Source organism: Pantoea sp. Cr_R13, assembly GCF_029222565.1.
Taxonomy (GTDB): domain Bacteria; phylum Pseudomonadota; class Gammaproteobacteria; order Enterobacterales; family Enterobacteriaceae; genus Pantoea; species Pantoea eucalypti.
Genome location: NZ_JARHXL010000013.1, coordinates 712,652 through 728,774, shown reverse-complemented (window position 1 = coordinate 728,774; position 16,123 = coordinate 712,652). Strand labels below are relative to the sequence as shown.

At 53.8% G+C, this 16,123-nt stretch carries 16 protein-coding genes; 6 read left to right on the top strand and 10 right to left on the bottom strand.

Annotated elements, in window-relative coordinates; all coding sequences use genetic code 11:
• Positions 1 to 35: 35 nt before the first annotated feature.
• The gene (locus tag P2R09_RS11100) at positions 36 to 1,616 is read right to left on the bottom strand and encodes a TerC family protein (protein WP_275769671.1); all 1,581 of its coding nucleotides are present in this window, start codon (positions 1,614 to 1,616) and stop codon (positions 36 to 38) included.
• Between the two features lie 510 nt (positions 1,617 to 2,126).
• Between P2R09_RS11100 and manX the strand changes: the two genes are divergently transcribed.
• The 4 genes from manX (at position 2,127) to P2R09_RS11080 (ending at position 5,365) form a co-directional block, all read left to right on the top strand.
• Entirely contained in the window at positions 2,127 to 3,089 is a 963-nt protein-coding gene (gene manX / locus P2R09_RS11095) for a PTS mannose transporter subunit IIAB (RefSeq protein WP_275769669.1), read from the top strand.
• 63 nt (positions 3,090 to 3,152) lie between these two features.
• On the top strand, positions 3,153 to 3,953 hold the full coding sequence (locus tag P2R09_RS11090; RefSeq protein WP_033743088.1) for a PTS mannose/fructose/sorbose transporter subunit IIC: 801 nt from the start codon (positions 3,153 to 3,155) through the stop codon (positions 3,951 to 3,953).
• A gap of 15 nt (positions 3,954 to 3,968) precedes the next feature.
• The gene (locus P2R09_RS11085; RefSeq protein WP_003852687.1) at positions 3,969 to 4,814 is read left to right on the top strand and encodes a PTS mannose transporter subunit IID; all 846 of its coding nucleotides are present in this window, start codon (positions 3,969 to 3,971) and stop codon (positions 4,812 to 4,814) included.
• Between the two features lie 92 nt (positions 4,815 to 4,906).
• Entirely contained in the window at positions 4,907 to 5,365 is a 459-nt protein-coding gene (locus P2R09_RS11080; RefSeq protein WP_275769665.1) for a DUF986 family protein, read from the top strand.
• On the opposite strand, the gene rlmA is transcribed toward P2R09_RS11080, so the two are convergent.
• The 4 genes from rlmA to P2R09_RS11060 all read right to left on the bottom strand — a co-directional run bounded on the left by rlmA (position 5,362) and on the right by P2R09_RS11060 (position 8,460).
• Positions 5,362 to 6,171 (bottom strand): 23S rRNA (guanine(745)-N(1))-methyltransferase, encoded by an 810-nt coding sequence (gene rlmA, locus P2R09_RS11075; protein ID WP_275769663.1) that lies wholly within the window; start codon positions 6,169 to 6,171, stop codon positions 5,362 to 5,364. The two genes, P2R09_RS11080 and rlmA, sit on opposite strands and share 4 nt — an antisense overlap.
• A gap of 137 nt (positions 6,172 to 6,308) precedes the next feature.
• The gene (cspE, locus tag P2R09_RS11070; protein ID WP_003852684.1) at positions 6,309 to 6,518 is read right to left on the bottom strand and encodes a transcription antiterminator/RNA stability regulator CspE; all 210 of its coding nucleotides are present in this window, start codon (positions 6,516 to 6,518) and stop codon (positions 6,309 to 6,311) included.
• A 640-nt stretch (positions 6,519 to 7,158) separates the two neighbouring features.
• A complete protein-coding gene (locus tag P2R09_RS11065) occupies positions 7,159 to 8,169 on the bottom strand; it encodes an MBL fold metallo-hydrolase (RefSeq protein ID WP_275769649.1) in 1,011 nt (336 codons plus the stop codon).
• An 18-nt stretch (positions 8,170 to 8,187) separates the two neighbouring features.
• Positions 8,188 to 8,460, bottom strand: a complete 273-nt coding sequence (locus P2R09_RS11060) for a YebO family protein (RefSeq protein ID WP_008925326.1) — start codon at positions 8,458 to 8,460, stop codon at positions 8,188 to 8,190.
• A gap of 202 nt (positions 8,461 to 8,662) precedes the next feature.
• On the opposite strand from P2R09_RS11060, the gene P2R09_RS11055 reads away from it, so the two are divergent.
• The gene (locus P2R09_RS11055) at positions 8,663 to 8,899 is read left to right on the top strand and encodes a YobH family protein (RefSeq protein ID WP_003852681.1); all 237 of its coding nucleotides are present in this window, start codon (positions 8,663 to 8,665) and stop codon (positions 8,897 to 8,899) included.
• A gap of 30 nt (positions 8,900 to 8,929) precedes the next feature.
• Here P2R09_RS11055 and kdgR read toward each other — a convergent pair whose 3' ends face one another.
• Positions 8,930 to 9,721, bottom strand: coding sequence for a DNA-binding transcriptional regulator KdgR (gene kdgR, locus P2R09_RS11050; RefSeq protein WP_275769645.1), 792 nt, complete (start codon positions 9,719 to 9,721; stop codon positions 8,930 to 8,932).
• 187 nt (positions 9,722 to 9,908) lie between these two features.
• Here kdgR and P2R09_RS11045 point away from each other — a divergent pair, with 187 nt between their 5' ends.
• Positions 9,909 to 11,279, top strand: a complete 1,371-nt coding sequence (locus P2R09_RS11045) for an MFS transporter (RefSeq protein WP_275769642.1) — start codon at positions 9,909 to 9,911, stop codon at positions 11,277 to 11,279.
• 337 nt (positions 11,280 to 11,616) lie between these two features.
• Here P2R09_RS11045 and htpX read toward each other — a convergent pair whose 3' ends face one another.
• From htpX to P2R09_RS11025, 4 genes are all read right to left on the bottom strand, one after another.
• Positions 11,617 to 12,498: a protease HtpX gene (htpX, locus tag P2R09_RS11040; RefSeq protein WP_003852678.1), complete on the bottom strand. Its 882-nt coding sequence runs from the start codon at positions 12,496 to 12,498 to the stop codon at positions 11,617 to 11,619.
• Between the two features lie 244 nt (positions 12,499 to 12,742).
• Positions 12,743 to 14,782 carry a carboxy terminal-processing peptidase gene (gene prc, locus P2R09_RS11035; RefSeq protein ID WP_275769629.1) on the bottom strand — a complete coding sequence of 680 codons (2,040 nt, stop codon included), beginning with the start codon at positions 14,780 to 14,782 and terminating at the stop codon, positions 12,743 to 12,745.
• 19 nt (positions 14,783 to 14,801) lie between these two features.
• A complete protein-coding gene (gene proQ / locus P2R09_RS11030) occupies positions 14,802 to 15,506 on the bottom strand; it encodes an RNA chaperone ProQ (protein WP_003852676.1) in 705 nt (234 codons plus the stop codon).
• Between the two features lie 96 nt (positions 15,507 to 15,602).
• Positions 15,603 to 16,103 (bottom strand): GAF domain-containing protein, encoded by a 501-nt coding sequence (locus tag P2R09_RS11025; protein WP_003852675.1) that lies wholly within the window; start codon positions 16,101 to 16,103, stop codon positions 15,603 to 15,605.
• Positions 16,104 to 16,123 lie beyond the last annotated feature (20 nt).

Here is a 16,123-nt window from a genome sequence, read left to right as displayed (position 1 = left end):
TGATGCCGGCAGCACTTGCGCATCAACGCGAAGAATTAATCTTCTTCATCCTCGTCATGCGGTTTATCTTTGGTAACACGCACCAAATCGATACGGTAGTCGGTCGCTTCGATAATCTGGAAGTGCAACGGAGTGATGTCAATAACATCGCCCGGCAGTGGCAACTGCCCTTTCTGCTCAATCAGCAGACCGGCCAGCGAGGCGTGGTCCTCTGTCGGGTCGACCAGCTCATGGAAATCGAGCAGTTGCTGCAGCGAATGCAGATCGGTCCCGCCCTTGACTAACCAGCCATCACCGTCCGCCACAATATCTGGCGTTTCATCTTCATCCGGGAATTCACCCGCGATCGCTTCCAGCACGTCCAGTGGCGTGATCAAGCCCTGGACCACACCAAACTCGTTGGTGACGATAACGAAGCTACCTTTCGCACGACGCAGCACGCCAAGCAGGTTAATCGGATCCAGCGTCTCCGGCACCACAATGGTCGGGGTATTGGCCGCAAAGGTTGCCACATCCACGCCATGCTCCAGCGCCACCAGCAGCTCTTTAGCGCGGACTACGCCGACAATTTCGTCCAGCTCACCCCGGCAGACCGGAAACAGACTGTGGGGGGTATCAAGCAGCTGACCGCGAATCTCATCCACCGGACGATTCGCATCAACCCAGGAGATTTCACCGCGCGGCGTCATGATGCTGCGAATTGAACGTGACGCCAGGGTCAGTACGCCATTAATCATGTAACGTTCTTCATCTTTAAACGCTTCCTGCGGCATCGCTTCCGCCAGCGCAGCCTCTTCGCTGCTGCTGGTGTTACTGTTACTGGCCATCTGGGCACGATTGCGGCCTCCCATCAGGCGCAGAATCGCCTCTGCGGTACGTTCACGCATCGGACGATTGGACTGATGGCGGATAAAGTTTCGACGCGCAATCTGGTTAAACATCTCAATCAGAATTGAGAAGCCGATTGCCGCATAGAGATAACCTTTAGGAATATGGAAGCCAAAGCCTTCTGCTACCAGTGACAGACCGATCATTAACAGGAAGCTCAGACAGAGCACCACCACGGTCGGATGCGCGTTAACGAAGTTAGTTAACGGCTTGGATGCCAGCAGCATTACACCCATCGCAATCACCACAGCCGTCATCATCACCGGCAGGTGGTTGACCATACCTACAGCCGTAATCACAGCATCCAGCGAGAAGACCGCATCCAGCACCACAATCTGCGTCACGACTGCCCAGAAACTGGCATATCCCCGATTACCTGATCCGTCGAGCTGCCGGTTCTCCAGTCTCTCGTGCAACTCCATCGTCGCCTTAAATAACAGGAACAGACCACCCGCCAGCAGAATTAAATCACGACCAGCAAAGCTGAAACCGCCTACGCTGAAAAGAGGTGTTGTCAGCGTCACCATCCAGGAAATCAGTGACAGCAGGCCCAGACGCATAACCAGTGCCAGCGACAGGCCAATCAAACGGGCCTTGTCACGCTGCTTTGGCGGCAGTTTGTCGGCCAGAATGGCAATAAACACCAGGTTATCGATGCCGAGTACGATTTCCAGCACGATGAGCGTCAGTAAACCCGCCCAGATTGAGGGGTCGAATAAAAATTCCATTATTTATGACTCCAGAACAGGGAACAGATTGAGCCGGTGCGTATCAGCGCAGTGAAGCGTGACATCCGGATGGTCGGTAAAGCGTTGAAAACGCCGCGAGGCGAAGGGTGACGCGCCAGCAGGCGCAAAGAACAGGTTAAGCGACGTCGGTGACGATCCATAAAGGTGGGCTGAAGCCCGTTACTCCTGAGTATTAAACAGAACGTTAATGTATCAGGTCGGTGATTTGCGTCAAAAAATTTTCTTATTTTTACAATCTGCAGCAGGGATGATCAGGCGCATAAAAAAGGCCACTCTTCTTCTCATGGGGTGAATAGCTGACAGACATCACATAATTTATTTTTTCGAACACTAAAATAAATCGCGACTTTATCGCCATAACGTCATTAGCCCATGTTTTTCCGACGCTATACCCATAATTTGAATTACCAGGTTATGAAATAGAGTCAAAGCACCACCCAACACAGTTCATTCACTCAAATGAGCATCTCGAGTAAACGGAGGTAGCACGTGACCATTGCGATTGTAATTGGTACACACGGCTGGGCAGCGGAACAACTGCTGAAAACAGCAGAAATGCTGTTAGGCGAGCAGGACAATGTCGGCTGGATAGACTTTGTCCCCGGTGAAAATGCAGAAACATTAATTGAAAAATATCAGGCACGACTGGCGGAACTGGATACCCGTCAGGGAGTACTGTTTTTAGTCGATACCTGGGGTGGCAGCCCGTTTAATGCAGCCAGCCGTATCGTGGTCGACAAGCCCCAGTATGAGGTCATCGCCGGGGTTAATATCCCGATGCTGGTTGAAACGCTTATGGCACGCGATGACGACCCCACCTTTGACGATCTGGTCGCTGTCGCGGTCGAGACCGGTCGCGAAGGGGTTAAAGCTCTGAAAGCCAAAGAAGAAGCACCGGCACCGGCTGCGGTGAAACCGGCTGCTGCCGCGCAACCGGCTAAGCCGATGGCGCCCGGTGACCACATGAAAATCGGACTGACGCGTATTGATGACCGCCTGATTCATGGACAGGTCGCGACACGCTGGACGAAAGAGACCAACGTCCAACGCATTATCGTGGTCAGTGATGAAGTGGCCAACGACCACGTGCGTAAAACCCTGCTGACGCAGGTCGCCCCGCCCGGCGTGACAGCCCATGTAGTGGATGTCGATAAGATGGTGCGGGTCTGGAATAACCCGAAGTATGGTCAGGATCGCGTGATGCTGCTGTTTACCAATCCCACCGATGTTCTGCGCGTCGTAGAACAGGGTGTCGATATTAAAACTGTCAACATTGGAGGTATGGCATTCCGTCAGGGAAAAACCCAGGTGAATAATGCAGTCTCGGTTGATGAAAAAGATATTGCCGCCTTCCGCAAACTCAACGAACGCAATATTGAACTGGAAGTGCGTAAAGTTTCCACTGACCAGAAACTGAAAATGATGGATCTGATTGCGAAAGTTAACGCGTAACAGAAGCACTTCTGCGCCTGCGTTTCCGGGCTCGTCGTTATCCTGCTGAGGACAAGAAGTATGATGGAAATAACCTCGCTACAAATTATTTTAATTTTTATTGTCGCCTGTATTGCCGGTATGGGGTCGATTCTGGATGAGTTTCAGTTTCACCGACCGCTGGTGGCCTGTACCCTGATTGGTATCGTGCTGGGGGATATGAAAACCGGCATTATCATCGGTGGTACGCTGGAGATGATTGCACTGGGCTGGATGAACATCGGTGCCGCCGTGGCGCCTGATGCCGCCCTCGCCTCCATTATCTCGACCATCCTGGTTATCGCTGGCGGTCAGAGTGTGGGCGCCGGTATCGCGCTGGCCATTCCGCTGGCGGCGGCCGGACAGGTGCTGACCATTATCGTGCGTACCCTGACTGTGGCCTTCCAGCACGCAGCTGACAAAGCCGCCGAAAAAGGTAACCTCACCGCCATCTCCTGGATCCATGTCTCTGCTCTGCTGTTACAGGCGATGCGTATCGCTATTCCGGCGCTAATTGTGGCGATTTCGGTCGGCACCAGCGCGGTTCACGCTCTGCTCAGTTCTATCCCTGAAGTCGTCACCAACGGTCTGAATATCGCGGGTGGCATGATTGTTGTAGTCGGTTACGCGATGGTCATCAACATGATGCGCGCAGGCTACCTGATGCCGTTCTTCTACCTCGGTTTTGTCACTGCCGCCTTCACCAACTTTAACCTGGTGGCGCTGGGCGTGATTGGCGTGGTCATGGCCGTGCTCTATATTCAGCTCAGCCCGAAATACAACCGTGTAGCAGGCGCGCCCAATGGTGCAGCAACCGCAAACGATCTTGATAACGAACTCGATTAAGGAACAGGTGAGCACATGGTTGATATTACGAAAGTCGAAAAGAAACTGACAGCCGGGGATGTTCGCGCCGTCTTTATGCGCTCGAACCTATTCCAGGGGTCATGGAACTTTGAACGTATGCAGGCGCTGGGATTCTGCTTCTCAATGGTGCCGGTGATCCGCCGTCTCTATCCGGAAAACAACGATGAACGTAAGCAGGCAATAAAGCGTCATCTGGAGTTCTTTAACACCCATCCTTATGTGGCCGCGCCGGTACTGGGCGTCACCATGGCGATGGAAGAGCAGCGTGCCAACGGCGCACCCATCGACGATGCGGCGATTAACGGCTTGAAAGTCGGCCTGATGGGACCGCTGGCCGGTGTCGGCGATCCGATCTTCTGGGGCACGGTACGTCCGGTGTTTGCCGCGCTGGGAGCCGGTATCGCAATGAGCGGCAGTCTGCTGGGGCCGTTGCTGTTCTTTGTGCTGTTTAACCTGGCGCGTCTACTAACCCGCTACTACGGCGTGGCGTACGGCTACCGTAAAGGGATCGACATTGTCAGCGACATGGGCGGCGGTTTTCTGCAGAAGCTCACGGAAGGCGCCTCGATTCTGGGCCTGTTTGTCATGGGGGCACTGGTTAACAAGTGGACGCACGTTAACATCCCGCTTGTCGTCTCGCGCATCACCGACTCCACCGGTAAAACCACCGTCACCACGGTTCAGTCGATCCTTGATCAGCTAATGCCGGGCGTGGTGCCGCTGCTGCTGACCTTTGGCTGTATGTGGCTTTTACGCCGTAAAGTGAACGCGCTGTGGATTATCGTTGGCTTCTTTGCTATCGGTATTTTTGGTTACTGGATCGGTCTGCTCGGTCTGTAATTTTATCCAGCCGGGAGCCTGTGCTCCCGGCTTTTAAGCGTGGTGAGCTGAGCGACAACCGGCTGAGCTCACCCTGTTTGAGGTAGATATTGATGTCTTTAACTGACGCGTTGATTGCGTGTTGTATCGTCGGCCTGATGGGGTTCGCCGTTTACCATGAGGCGATTCTGCCGCGTCGTCATGGGCCAACCCGCTTACGGGTCGTGCTGCGCAGGCAGCATAAGCTTGATAGCCTGATTTTCATCGGCCTGCTGCTTATTCTGCTCTGGAACAACGTCAGTCATCACGGCCCGCAGCTCACCACCTCACTGCTGATGGTGCTGAGTTTTCTGGCGTTCTGGCTCTTCTGGCTGCGAAAACCGGCGTTACTGATGAAGAATCAGGGATTGTTTTACGCCGGTGTCTGGATCGATTACCGGCGAATTCAGGGCATGAATCTCTCTGAAGATGGTATTCTGGTCATTCAGCTTGAACAGCGCCGGTTGCTGATTGCGGTGCAACAACTCGACGATCTGGAGCGCATCTACAACACGCTGGTCGAGGCGCGTTAGTCGCGTTGCCACATAGTCAGAGTAAAGTCGGCATCACAGCTGAACTGCTCGCTCTGCTGCAGGGTGTGCCAGACATCTTCCCGCGCCCGCCAGGCGAACGGCGTCATTTGCAGCAGGGTCGTCGCGGCTGCACTGGTTAATGCCATCGGGTAATGCATCGCCTGTTGGGCAACCTGATGGAATCCTGGATACGCTTTCTGCTCCGGCACATGCAACTGCACTTCGCGGTAGATTAGCGCTTTGAACTGCTGCAGATGATGCGGGCCTGGTGTAACGGTCAGCACCCGTCCTTCCGGCTTCAACACGCGCGCCAGTTCCGCTTCATTGCACGGTGCATAGATTCGTACAACCGCATCAAGGGAATGATCGGCAAAGGGTAAGCGCTGACTGGAGGCGACGCAAAAACGCACCGCAGGATAGCGCTTTGCCGCCAGGCGTATTGCCATTCGGGCCACATCCAGGCCATAAATCTGTGCATCCTCGCCTGCCGCCTCGGCCAGTGCGGCGGTGTAGTAGCCTTCGCCACAGCCTATATCAAGAATTTTGCACGCCGGCTGGGTCAGTGCCGGGTTGAGCAGGCTGACGACCTGATCACGAAGCGGTTGGTAGTAGCCTGCCTCAAGAAACGCCCGCCGTGCCTGCATCATCTCTGCACTGTCACCCGGCTCCCTTGAGCGTTTGTGCTGAACGGGCAGCAAATTGACGTAGCCTTCTTTCGCCTGATCAAACTGATGGCGATTTTCACAGCACCAGCTGCGGTCTGTGAAGGTCAGGGGTGAGTGGCAAAGAGGGCAAATCAGGGACATAAGGTGCTCCGGCATCAGATAACGCGGCGCAGTGTAACCTTATCGTTTACGCATCGGAAGCATAAAGAAAGCCCCGGCTGAGAAGCCAGGGCTTTGAGATTCCGTGTCAGGGTGCGACGCACCGAGGCGGAGTCGAATCAGATAGCAGTTACGTTAACTGCTGCCGGGCCTTTCTGGCCGTCCTGAATTTCGAACTCAACGCTCTGGCCTTCAGCCAGGGTTTTGAAACCATTGCCCTGGATAGCAGAGAAGTGTACGAACACATCTTTGCTGCCGTCAGCAGGGGTGATAAAACCAAAACCTTTAGACTCGTTGAACCACTTAACCTGACCTTTAATCTTTGCCATTTTGCAAATTCCTTTAGATGTTTATTTAGCCCGAAGGCTGTCATACAGAAAAACCAGAGACATTACTGCATGAGGCACTAATTAAGGTTCGGCAAGGAAGCGGTATTCAACGTCAACGTCTTTACTCGTACTTCTTTACTGAAGATGCCATGCATAAACAGAACTGTACCTCGTTTAACTCAGGAATTGTTATCACATATCCTAAAAATAATGGCAAGCCATTTTTAGGGGCTCAGAGAGCCCGCGCACATAATTGCCAAAAGGCTCACATTGCCTGTCAGTTGCGTTTACGCATGTCTGCACGAATATCGCCCCTGCCCTGCCAGCGCGGTGCCACGTTAGGGCTGCCAGTGTGAATTCGATGGATACCATAAGAAATTAATATTTCACAAATATGGCAATTGCAGAATGATTAAGCGAAGCGGTAACGGTTGAAGATATCAGAAATCAGACGTCAATCCTGTACACCGCTGTTTATTTTTGTACAAACAACATTTTTTGCACCAAAACCATGAGTAACACATTAGCCTTGCTCCAAATAAAAGCATCGAAGACGATTTTTCTTATTAATAATTTAACTTTCGATTTGAAAAATTGATATCAGATAAAAAAGCACTGGCTTTTATTTATCCATCAGGGTTTAGGATAATTCCTGGGATGCATTATTCAGCCTTCGGCTTTCACCTATTCGCCAGGGCGTGAAGCCGTCGTTTCGCTCGTTTGCCCGCAGCAGCGCATCTGCCAGTTCTTTTGGTGGCGCATCCAGTGACTCATCGGCCAGTTCGTACACGCCCCAGTGGATCGGCAGCGTTAACGGCCTGTCTGCTGCCTGCCACAGCGCCACCGCCTGATCGGGATTCATATGCTGGCTTGCCATGAACCATTCCGGTGCATAGGCGCCAATCGGCAAAGCGGCCAAATTGAACGGCCCCAGTCTGCCCGGAATGTCCAGCAGGCTGTCGCTATAACCGCTGTCGCCCGAAAACCAGAAACGTACGGAGGCAGACCGCACAACCCAGCCGCACCAGAGCGAACGGTTTCGATCGCGTAGTGTTCTCATGCTCCAGTGACGTGCCGGAACCGCATCAAAACAGAGGCCCTTTACCGCAACCTGCTGCCACCAGTCGAGCTGATGCACCTGTTTCACGCCCCGCGCCCTGCACCATTTAGCCAGACCCAGCGGCACAATAAAGGTTGCCTGAGGGAACCGCCGGACAATGGCTTTAACGGTGGTCCAATCAAGATGATCGTAATGGTTATGAGAAATCAGCACCACATCCAGACGCGGCAGATCAGCGATACTAAGCGGCGCAGGCGTTTTTCGCTGCGGTCCGGCAAATGAGAACGGCGAGGCGCGTAAGCCGAGCGCGGGGTCGATCAGGATATATTGCCCATTCAGCCGCAACAGCACGGCAGCATGTCCCAGCCACCAGATGCGATCGTCACTGCCGCGGATGTCGGCTGGCTGCCACCATTGATCGGTGAACGCCGCATAGCCCTGCTGTGGAGGATGCGGCAGTCCCTGAGCCTTACGCTCTCTGCGCCAGCGCTGCAGATCGCTTGGCTGGCGCTGCTCCGGTTCTGGATTACAGAACCCCTCGGGCGTATGGTGCGCTTTACTGCTGTCATACCACGGATTTTTCCAGGCCATCCTGCCTCTCTGCTGTGATTAACGTTCCGGAATTAACCGGATAAAGTCCCGTTTCTCCGCATCTTCATCGGTTTTTTTGACCTCGGAGACGGGCTGCATCTCAATCAGACGGCGCAGCAACTGATTCTGTTTCTTCTGCTCTTCCAGCAACGACGCCAGTAAGTGTATTTGCTCTCCGGCGCGTACGCTGGCCCGGTTAACAAAGAACCAGGCAATAAACGCCACAATTAAAATAATGACCATCAGGCCATAACTGACCAGCGGTCCGGGATTTGCGGCTAACTCATTCATAACTGCCTCATAAAACAAAGTGAAAACGCCAACCCCCTATTCTACCTTTAGCCATCACAAAAGATAATGGGGATCACGTCAATGCAGATTTTGCCGTTTCAGTTATCTCTGATCGATCCCGCCTGAAAACCGAGGCATGCTGATATCATCATAACCGGCAGCACCAGGTTGTGCGCTGAGTTATCTTTCACAAGGAGACATAATGAAACTGTTGATTCGCACGATAGGCTTGCTAGCGGTGATCTGGCTGGCGATGCTGTTTACCGGCTATGGCGTACTAACCGGCAGCACTAAAAATGCAGCCGGACTTGGCCTGCAATGCAGTTATCTGACCGCTCGCGGCGTAATCAGCGCGCAGTATCTGCACACTGACAGTGGCGTAGTGGGCGTAACGGATTGCCCGTTGCTGAAGAAAAGTGGAGAAGTGATCGATAACTAGTAGAATGGCGGGCCGGATGGCCCGCTGTTTTCAGAACGGGTAGTCGTGATAGCCCATCTCTGATGAAAGCGTGCGCGCCGCACGATGCAGCATGGCCACGTAATCCTGACGGGCATCTTCTGAAAAACGAATGGTGGGAAAAGAGATACTGAGTCCCGCAATCACCACGCCAAATCGGTCGAATACCGGCACGGCGAGGCAGCGCAATCCCTCTTCCTGTTCTTCATTATCCTCACCATAACCCTGCGCTCTGACCTGATCCAGCGTCGTAATCAACGCCTCCGCGCTTAACAGCGTATTGGCCGTGCTACGTTTAAACTCCACATCCCGTAGAATCTCCTCAACTTCGCTTCGGTCGCGCCAGGCCAGCAGCACTTTACCGATCGCAGTGGTATGCAGCGGATTACGACGACCAATGCGTGAATACATACGCAAGTTATAGAGCGAGTCGATTTTGTGGATGTAGACAATACTGTCCTCTTCCAGCGCGCCCAGATGAATCGTCTCTTTGGTCAGACGCGACAGCTCACGCATCTGCACATCCGCGCTGCGGATTAAATCAACGTTCTGTAATGCTTTGGCACCCAGCTCAAACAGCTTCAGCGTCAGTGAGTACTTCTCGCTCTCGCCTTCCTGCGTGACATAGCCCAGCGACTTCATGGTCTGCAGAAAACGGTAGACGGTGCTTTTTGACATCATGACGCGCTGCGCGAGCTCAGTAATACCGTGATCGCGCTCTTCGCCCAGCGCCTGCAAAATGCCAAACACTTTAAGAACAGAAGAGACCGAATCAGGCTGTTTATCATTTTCAGCAATGGACATCGCGCACCTTATTAAACCTGTTTCAAAAAAAATGGAACGGATAGTCAGTATAGAGTGAGGCGCAGCATGGCAGCAATGCTTTAACCCATACGTCATATTTTAAGACAGTTTTTTATCCGTTCGATCGCTGCATTTCAGCGTTAATTTCATTAGCATGATGATATTCACCCTCTTTAGTAATTAACTTATGACTCTTTCTCCTCCGCAGGATGGATTACCAAGCCGTCAGCGCTATATGGCTATTGCCACAATCGCTATCGGGCTGACCATGGCGGTGCTGGATGGCGCGATTGCAAACGTCGCCCTGCCGACCATTTCGCGTGAACTTAATGCCAGCCCGGCGCAGTCAATCTGGATTGTGAATGCCTATCAGATTGCGATTATCGTCTCGCTGCTGTCGCTCTCGTTTCTGGGCGATATGCTGGGCTATCGGCGCGTCTACCAGGCCGGCCTGGCACTGTTTATTGCGACCTCGCTGTTCTGCGCCTTCTCGACCACCCTAACTATGCTGACCTTTGCCCGCGTGTTGCAGGGGTTAGGCGGCGCCGCACTGATGAGTGTGAACACGGCGTTGATACGCATTATTTATCCCCAGCGCTATCTGGGACGCGGCATGGCAATTAACTCGCTGGTAGTGGCGGTGTCCACAGCAGCAGGCCCAACGGTGGCGGCCGCGATTCTGTCGGTAGCGAGCTGGAAATGGCTGTTTCTGATTAACGTCCCGCTGGGTGCTATTGCACTGGGGCTGGCGCTGCGCACACTGCCCGATAATCCGCAGAAAGCCACCGCACAGAAATTTGATGTGCCCAGCGCGATCATGAATGCCCTGTTCTTTGGTCTGATTATCTCCGCATTGAGCGGTTTTGCGCAGGGTCAGAGTCATCTGCTGGTGCTGTCGGAGGTCGTTATTCTGTTGGTGACAGGCTGGTTCTTTATTCGTCGTCAGTTAAACATGGCGGTGCCGCTGCTGCCGGTTGATCTGTTGCGTATCCCCATTTTCAGCCTGTCGATGGGCACGTCGGTCTGTTCCTTCTGCGCGCAGATGCTGGCGATGGTCTCACTGCCCTTCTTCCTGCAAAACGTCCTGCAGCGTGATGAGGTGGCAACCGGTTTACTGCTGACGCCATGGCCGCTGGCGACCATGGTGTTTGCGCCAATAGCCGGCCGGCTGATTGAGCGGGTGCATGCCGGACTGCTGGGAGGAATCGGGCTGGCGATGTTCGCCCTGGGGCTGTTCCTGCTCGCCTGGCTGCCGGCAAACCCTGGCGATGGTGATATTATCTGGCGCATGATGCTGTGCGGTGCCGGTTTTGGGCTGTTCCAGTCACCTAACAACCACACAATTGTCACCTCTGCTCCACGTAACCGCAGCGGCGCTGCCAGCGGCATGCTGGGTACCGCGCGCCTGCTGGGTCAGAGTATGGGTGCTGCGCTGGTTGCGCTGATGTTTAATCTGTTTGATGAGCGTGGCACGCACGTTTCGCTGCTGCTGGCGGGCAGCTTTGCCGCCGTGGCGGCACTGGTGAGCGTGTCGCGCATGACGCAGACCCGCGCCTGATGGCAGCAAAAAAAGCGAACGCCTTACAGCATGTGACCCGATTCGCTGTAAGGCCGGGTCTGCACAGGGAACCCTGACAGATCAGAAAGACGACTGTCATCCATGACGGTCTTCCCGCACGATTACGCACCTCATCCATGATGTGCGCCCATAAACGTGCCGACGCTTTGCGTTGTTTAAAAACGCTCCCGGCGTTTTTGTACAGGCGTCGGGACGCTTTGCTCCTCTCTGGATTCCCTGCTTTTTGAGCTCAGATATTGCTGTCAGATTCCATCTGCTGCTGATATCTAAAACAGAAAAGGCGACCCGCGGGTCGCCTTGTTTGCTCTGCTTAGTGCTACTTCAGATACTGACCGCTGCGCAATGCTTCAATACGCTTATCTAACGGCGGATGCGACATAAACAGCTCACTGAATGATTTGCCTTTGCCGTTGATGCAGAACGCCATCATGCTGCTCGGCTCCTGCGGTTCATAGCTGGTTTTCAGACGCTGTAACGCCGCAATCATCTTCTCACGACCGACCAGCTTCGCTGAACCGGCATCGGCATGGAACTCACGGTGACGGGAGAACCACATGGTAATGATGCTGGCGAGAATACCAAACACCAGTTCCAGCACCATCGACACCGCAAAGTAGACCAGCGGATTGCCGTTGCTGCTCTCCTCACCATCACGGTTGCCGGACATAAAGCCTGCCGCGATCTGCGCCAGAATGCGTGAAACGAAAATCACAAAGGTGTTCACCACGCCCTGGATTAGCGTCATGGTGATCATGTCACCATTAGCGATGTGCGACACTTCGTGTGCCAGTACCGCTTCCGCTTCATCACGGCTCATGTTTTGCAGCAGACCGGTTGAGACAGCAACCAGTGAGGCGTTACGTCGTGCGCCGGTCGCAAAGGCGTTGATGTCAGGTGCGTGATAGATCGCGACCTGTGGCATCGCAATGCCCGCCTGCTGGGCCTGACGGCCAATAGTATCCACCAGCCAGCGCTCGGTTTCGTTGCGTGGCTGTTCAATCACTTCACCGCCAACCGATCGCAGCGCCATCCACTTCGACATCAGCAGTGAAACAAACGCACCGCCGAAGCCAAACAGGCCTGCCATGATCATCAGGCCCTGAACACTGCTTGACTGGATCCCTGTCAGGCTGAGAATCAGCCCGAATACCAACATCACAGCCAGGTTGGTCATCAGGAAAAGAGCAATACGCATCATTTTTGTTAATCTTCCTCAGTAGTTCACGCGCCTATACGCGGATCCATATCCTATGGGCATTGGGCTGCTTTTCAAGCAACCTTAACGTTTAAGTGCCTAAAAAGACATAACTTTACATTCTGACACGCCTGATGAGCAACCCAGCCTGCAGGCGGCTTCTCGTGCGCTAATCATTTGTTAATGGAAACTTTTACGGACGCAAAAAAAAGCACCGCTAAGCGGTGCTTTTTCTGGCAACAGCGGCTTATTTCGCCGCGGATGCGTCTGGCTGGGATTTCTCCAGCTGGGCAAGATCATTTGCGATCTTCACCGTCTCGTCGAGATACGGATCCGGCTCTTTATAATCTTTCGGCAGCTCATCCAGGTTTTTCAGCGGTTTTTTGCCTTCTGCCTGATAGCGCGCGTTGATGCGCTCCAGGCGTGAGGCATCATCTTCGTGGTTCTCTTTCTCGCGCTGAGCAAGGTTAAGTGACACGATGTTGCGCTTATCTTTCAGGGCATTGTAACGGGCAATATCCTTCATGATGTACTGGAACTCGCGATCCTGTGCGATGCGATCTGCATGCTGCTTCGTCAGCTGCGCAACCAGCGGTTTAACATCACCGGTTTTGGTATAGGTTGCCGCTTTAATGCTGTCCCACGGCAGTGCGTTATCCTCAAATTTCTCACCGGTTTCAGCCGCTTCTACGCCGGTTGGCATCAGCAGATCCGGCGTGACGCCTTTGCGCTGTGTACTGCCGCCGTTAATGCGATAGAACTTCTGAATGGTATAAGAAACGGAGCCTAACGCTGGCCACTCCGGACGCAGCATCTGATCATAGATGCGGTTCAGAGAGCGATACTGCTGAACGGTGCCTTTACCAAAGGTTGGCTCGCCAACAATCACTGCGCGACCATAATCCTGCATTGCGGCAGCGAAGATCTCAGAGGCTGAAGCACTGAAGCGATCGACCAGCACCACCAGCGGACCTTTATAGTAAACAACGCCGTCGTTATCGCTGTCTTCGCGCACCCGACCATTGTTGTCGCGAACCTGCACCACCGGACCACTCGGAATAAACAGGCCGGAAAGGGATACCGCTTCGGTCAGCGCGCCGCCGCCGTTGGTACGCAGGTCGATTACCACGCTGTCGACGTTCTGTTTCTGCAGTTTCTGCAGCTGGACCTTCACGTCGTCGGTCAGACCGACATAGAAGCCAGGAATATCGAGCACGCCGACTTTCTGCTTGCCGACATTTTTAATGGTCAACTTCACCGCGCGGTCTTCCAGACGGATTTTCTCACGCGTCAGCGTGACAGTACGGGTTTTTGTGCCCTTACCGGCTGGCAGAACTTCCAGGCGCACTTTGCTGCCTTTAGGCCCTTTGATTTTTGCAACAACATCATCAAGACGCCAGCCGATAACATCTTCCATTGGCTTGCCTGGCTGTCCGACACCTACAATGCGATCGCCAACAGTAATGGCTTTGCTTTTCGCTGCCGGGCCGCCTGCCACCATTGAGTTAATCACGGTGTAGTCGTCATCCATCTGCAGAACCGCACCGATGCCTTCCAGGGAGAGGCTCATCTCCGTGTTGAACTGCTCGGTGTTACGCGGCGACAGATAGCTGGTGTGGGGATCGATTTCGCGGGCGAAAGCGTTCATCACCAGCTGGAAAACATCTTCACCGTTGCTCTGGGCCAGACGGCGGATAGCGAAGTTGTAACGCTTAGTCAGAACGTCGCGAATCTCATTGTCGTCTTTACCGGCCAGCTTCAGGCTCAGCTGGTCATATTTAACCTTGGCATCCCAGAGCGCGTTTAGTTCAGCCTCATTTTTCGGCCATGGCGCTTTGGCGCGGTCAATGTCGATAGCGTCATTGCCGCTGAAATTCATCGGACGCGCCAGCACCGTCAGCGCATATTGATAGCGCTCAAAACGGCGTTTCTGCGCCAGATTATAAATATCGTAAAAAAGATCCAGCTTGCCACTGCGGAGCTCATCGCCCACGGTGGTTTTTTTGCTGGCAAACTGCGCCACATCCGATGCCAGCAGCACATTGTGGCTGTAGTCGAGCATGTTCAGATAGCGATCAAAAATTTTCGCTGAAAAGTTCTGATCCAGATCGAACTGGCGATAGTGGGAACGGGTAAAGCGCGACGTGACGCGCTCACTGACAGTGGGATCCTGCGGATCTTCATGAAGCTGGGGAATCTGGTCGGCGCGCGTAATGTTCTCTGCGCCGAAGGATGGGCCTGCTAAAAGCAGGCCCGCAATAAGTCCAACTTTAAAAAGGGTGTTCATGCCGGGGTTAGCCTCCGTTTCAGAACTGCAAGTGTTCTGCGCGCACAATCATTGCCATGCCGGAAGCGAGCTGGACCCGAACGCCGTCTTTTGATACTTCAAGAACGGTAGCGTCCATCGCACTTTTGCCTGCTTTAACTTTAATACTCTGGCCGGGTTGCAAAGTTGAGGTATCAGTGATGGGTCGGGCTTCCTGCTCCGGACGTGGGGCTGGCTTGCGATGCTGTGAAGCGGTCGCACGCGGTGCTGCAGTGGTCTGCGGACGCGGTTTACGCGCAGCGTCACCTTCTGCAGGCTTACGAGCCGCGGGCTTGCGTGGACGACGCGGTGCTGCGCCCTCTTCGCTTTCGCCGGCTTCACGACGTGCAGCGCGCTGCTGGTCACGCTGCGCCTGGACGCGGGCTTTCGCTTCTTCCAGCTGCTTGCGTGCATGCTCAACGTGTTGCTCATCCAGCACGCCACAGGCGTTGCCGTCGAGATCGACACGGATAGCACCGGCTTTAATGCCGTACAGATAACGCCAGCTTGACGTATAAAGACGCAGCGCGGAACGCAGCTGTGTTTTGCTCAGACCCATTTCGCCCTGAACACGCTCGACCAGATCCTGAAAGATACCGATTTTGAGCGGACGCGCTTCACCTTCAGCGCTAAAGCAGTGCGGAAAGCGCTCCGCCAGAAAAGTGATGACTTCTTTACTGCTATTCAACTTAGGTTGATTTTCCATGAAATTTCCTGATTACAACGGGTTTGCCGACCAGCGCAGGCATGAACAGGCGACATTATAATGACAACATCGCTAAATGCCATGTGATCCAGTCGATTAGCTGCGCGTCAGCTGCAGATATTTTTCTAAGTCGCTGTTCGCAAGCACTTCACAAAGCCCATCAGTCAGTGTGACCAGCCCCGATTCGTCTTCGCTGTCAAAGCGATTGTACGTCACGCTGTCGATGTCCAGCACGCCAACCACCGTGCCATTCACTTTCAGAGGAATCACAATCTCAGCATTGCTGGCAGCGTCACAGGCAATGTGGCCCGGGAAGGCATGCACATCGTCAACGCGTTGCACTTTTTCTTCTGCCAGCGCCGTGCCACACACACCTTTACCGACCGGAATGCGCACACAGGCAATTTTGCCCTGGAAAGGACCCAGCACCAGCGTATCGGCTTCCGTCAGCAGGTAGAAACCTGCCCAGTTCACGCCATCGAGACGTTCATACAGCAGCGCGCTGAAGTTTCCCATCGCGGCGAGGAACGCCGTTTCTCCCGCCAGTAAGGCGCGCATATCGCGATTCAAATCGGCGTAAAAGGCAGTTTTGTTCATTATCCAACCGTTACCAATGA

Coding starts and splice junctions, on each gene's coding strand:
- P2R09_RS11100 (WP_275769671.1), bottom strand. CDS start 1,616: ATGGAATTTTTATTCGACCCCTCAATCTGGGCGGGTTTACTGACGCTC.
- P2R09_RS11090 (WP_033743088.1), top strand. CDS start 3,153: ATGGAAATAACCTCGCTACAAATTATTTTAATTTTTATTGTCGCCTGT.
- P2R09_RS11085 (WP_003852687.1), top strand. CDS start 3,969: ATGGTTGATATTACGAAAGTCGAAAAGAAACTGACAGCCGGGGATGTT.
- P2R09_RS11080 (WP_275769665.1), top strand. CDS start 4,907: ATGTCTTTAACTGACGCGTTGATTGCGTGTTGTATCGTCGGCCTGATG.
- rlmA (WP_275769663.1), bottom strand. CDS start 6,171: ATGTCCCTGATTTGCCCTCTTTGCCACTCACCCCTGACCTTCACAGAC.
- cspE (WP_003852684.1), bottom strand. CDS start 6,518: ATGGCAAAGATTAAAGGTCAGGTTAAGTGGTTCAACGAGTCTAAAGGT.
- P2R09_RS11065 (WP_275769649.1), bottom strand. CDS start 8,169: ATGGCCTGGAAAAATCCGTGGTATGACAGCAGTAAAGCGCACCATACG.
- P2R09_RS11060 (WP_008925326.1), bottom strand. CDS start 8,460: ATGAATGAGTTAGCCGCAAATCCCGGACCGCTGGTCAGTTATGGCCTG.
- P2R09_RS11055 (WP_003852681.1), top strand. CDS start 8,663: ATGAAACTGTTGATTCGCACGATAGGCTTGCTAGCGGTGATCTGGCTG.
- kdgR (WP_275769645.1), bottom strand. CDS start 9,721: ATGTCCATTGCTGAAAATGATAAACAGCCTGATTCGGTCTCTTCTGTT.
- P2R09_RS11045 (WP_275769642.1), top strand. CDS start 9,909: ATGACTCTTTCTCCTCCGCAGGATGGATTACCAAGCCGTCAGCGCTAT.
- htpX (WP_003852678.1), bottom strand. CDS start 12,498: ATGATGCGTATTGCTCTTTTCCTGATGACCAACCTGGCTGTGATGTTG.
- prc (WP_275769629.1), bottom strand. CDS start 14,782: ATGAACACCCTTTTTAAAGTTGGACTTATTGCGGGCCTGCTTTTAGCA.
- proQ (WP_003852676.1), bottom strand. CDS start 15,506: ATGGAAAATCAACCTAAGTTGAATAGCAGTAAAGAAGTCATCACTTTT.
- P2R09_RS11025 (WP_003852675.1), bottom strand. CDS start 16,103: ATGAACAAAACTGCCTTTTACGCCGATTTGAATCGCGATATGCGCGCC.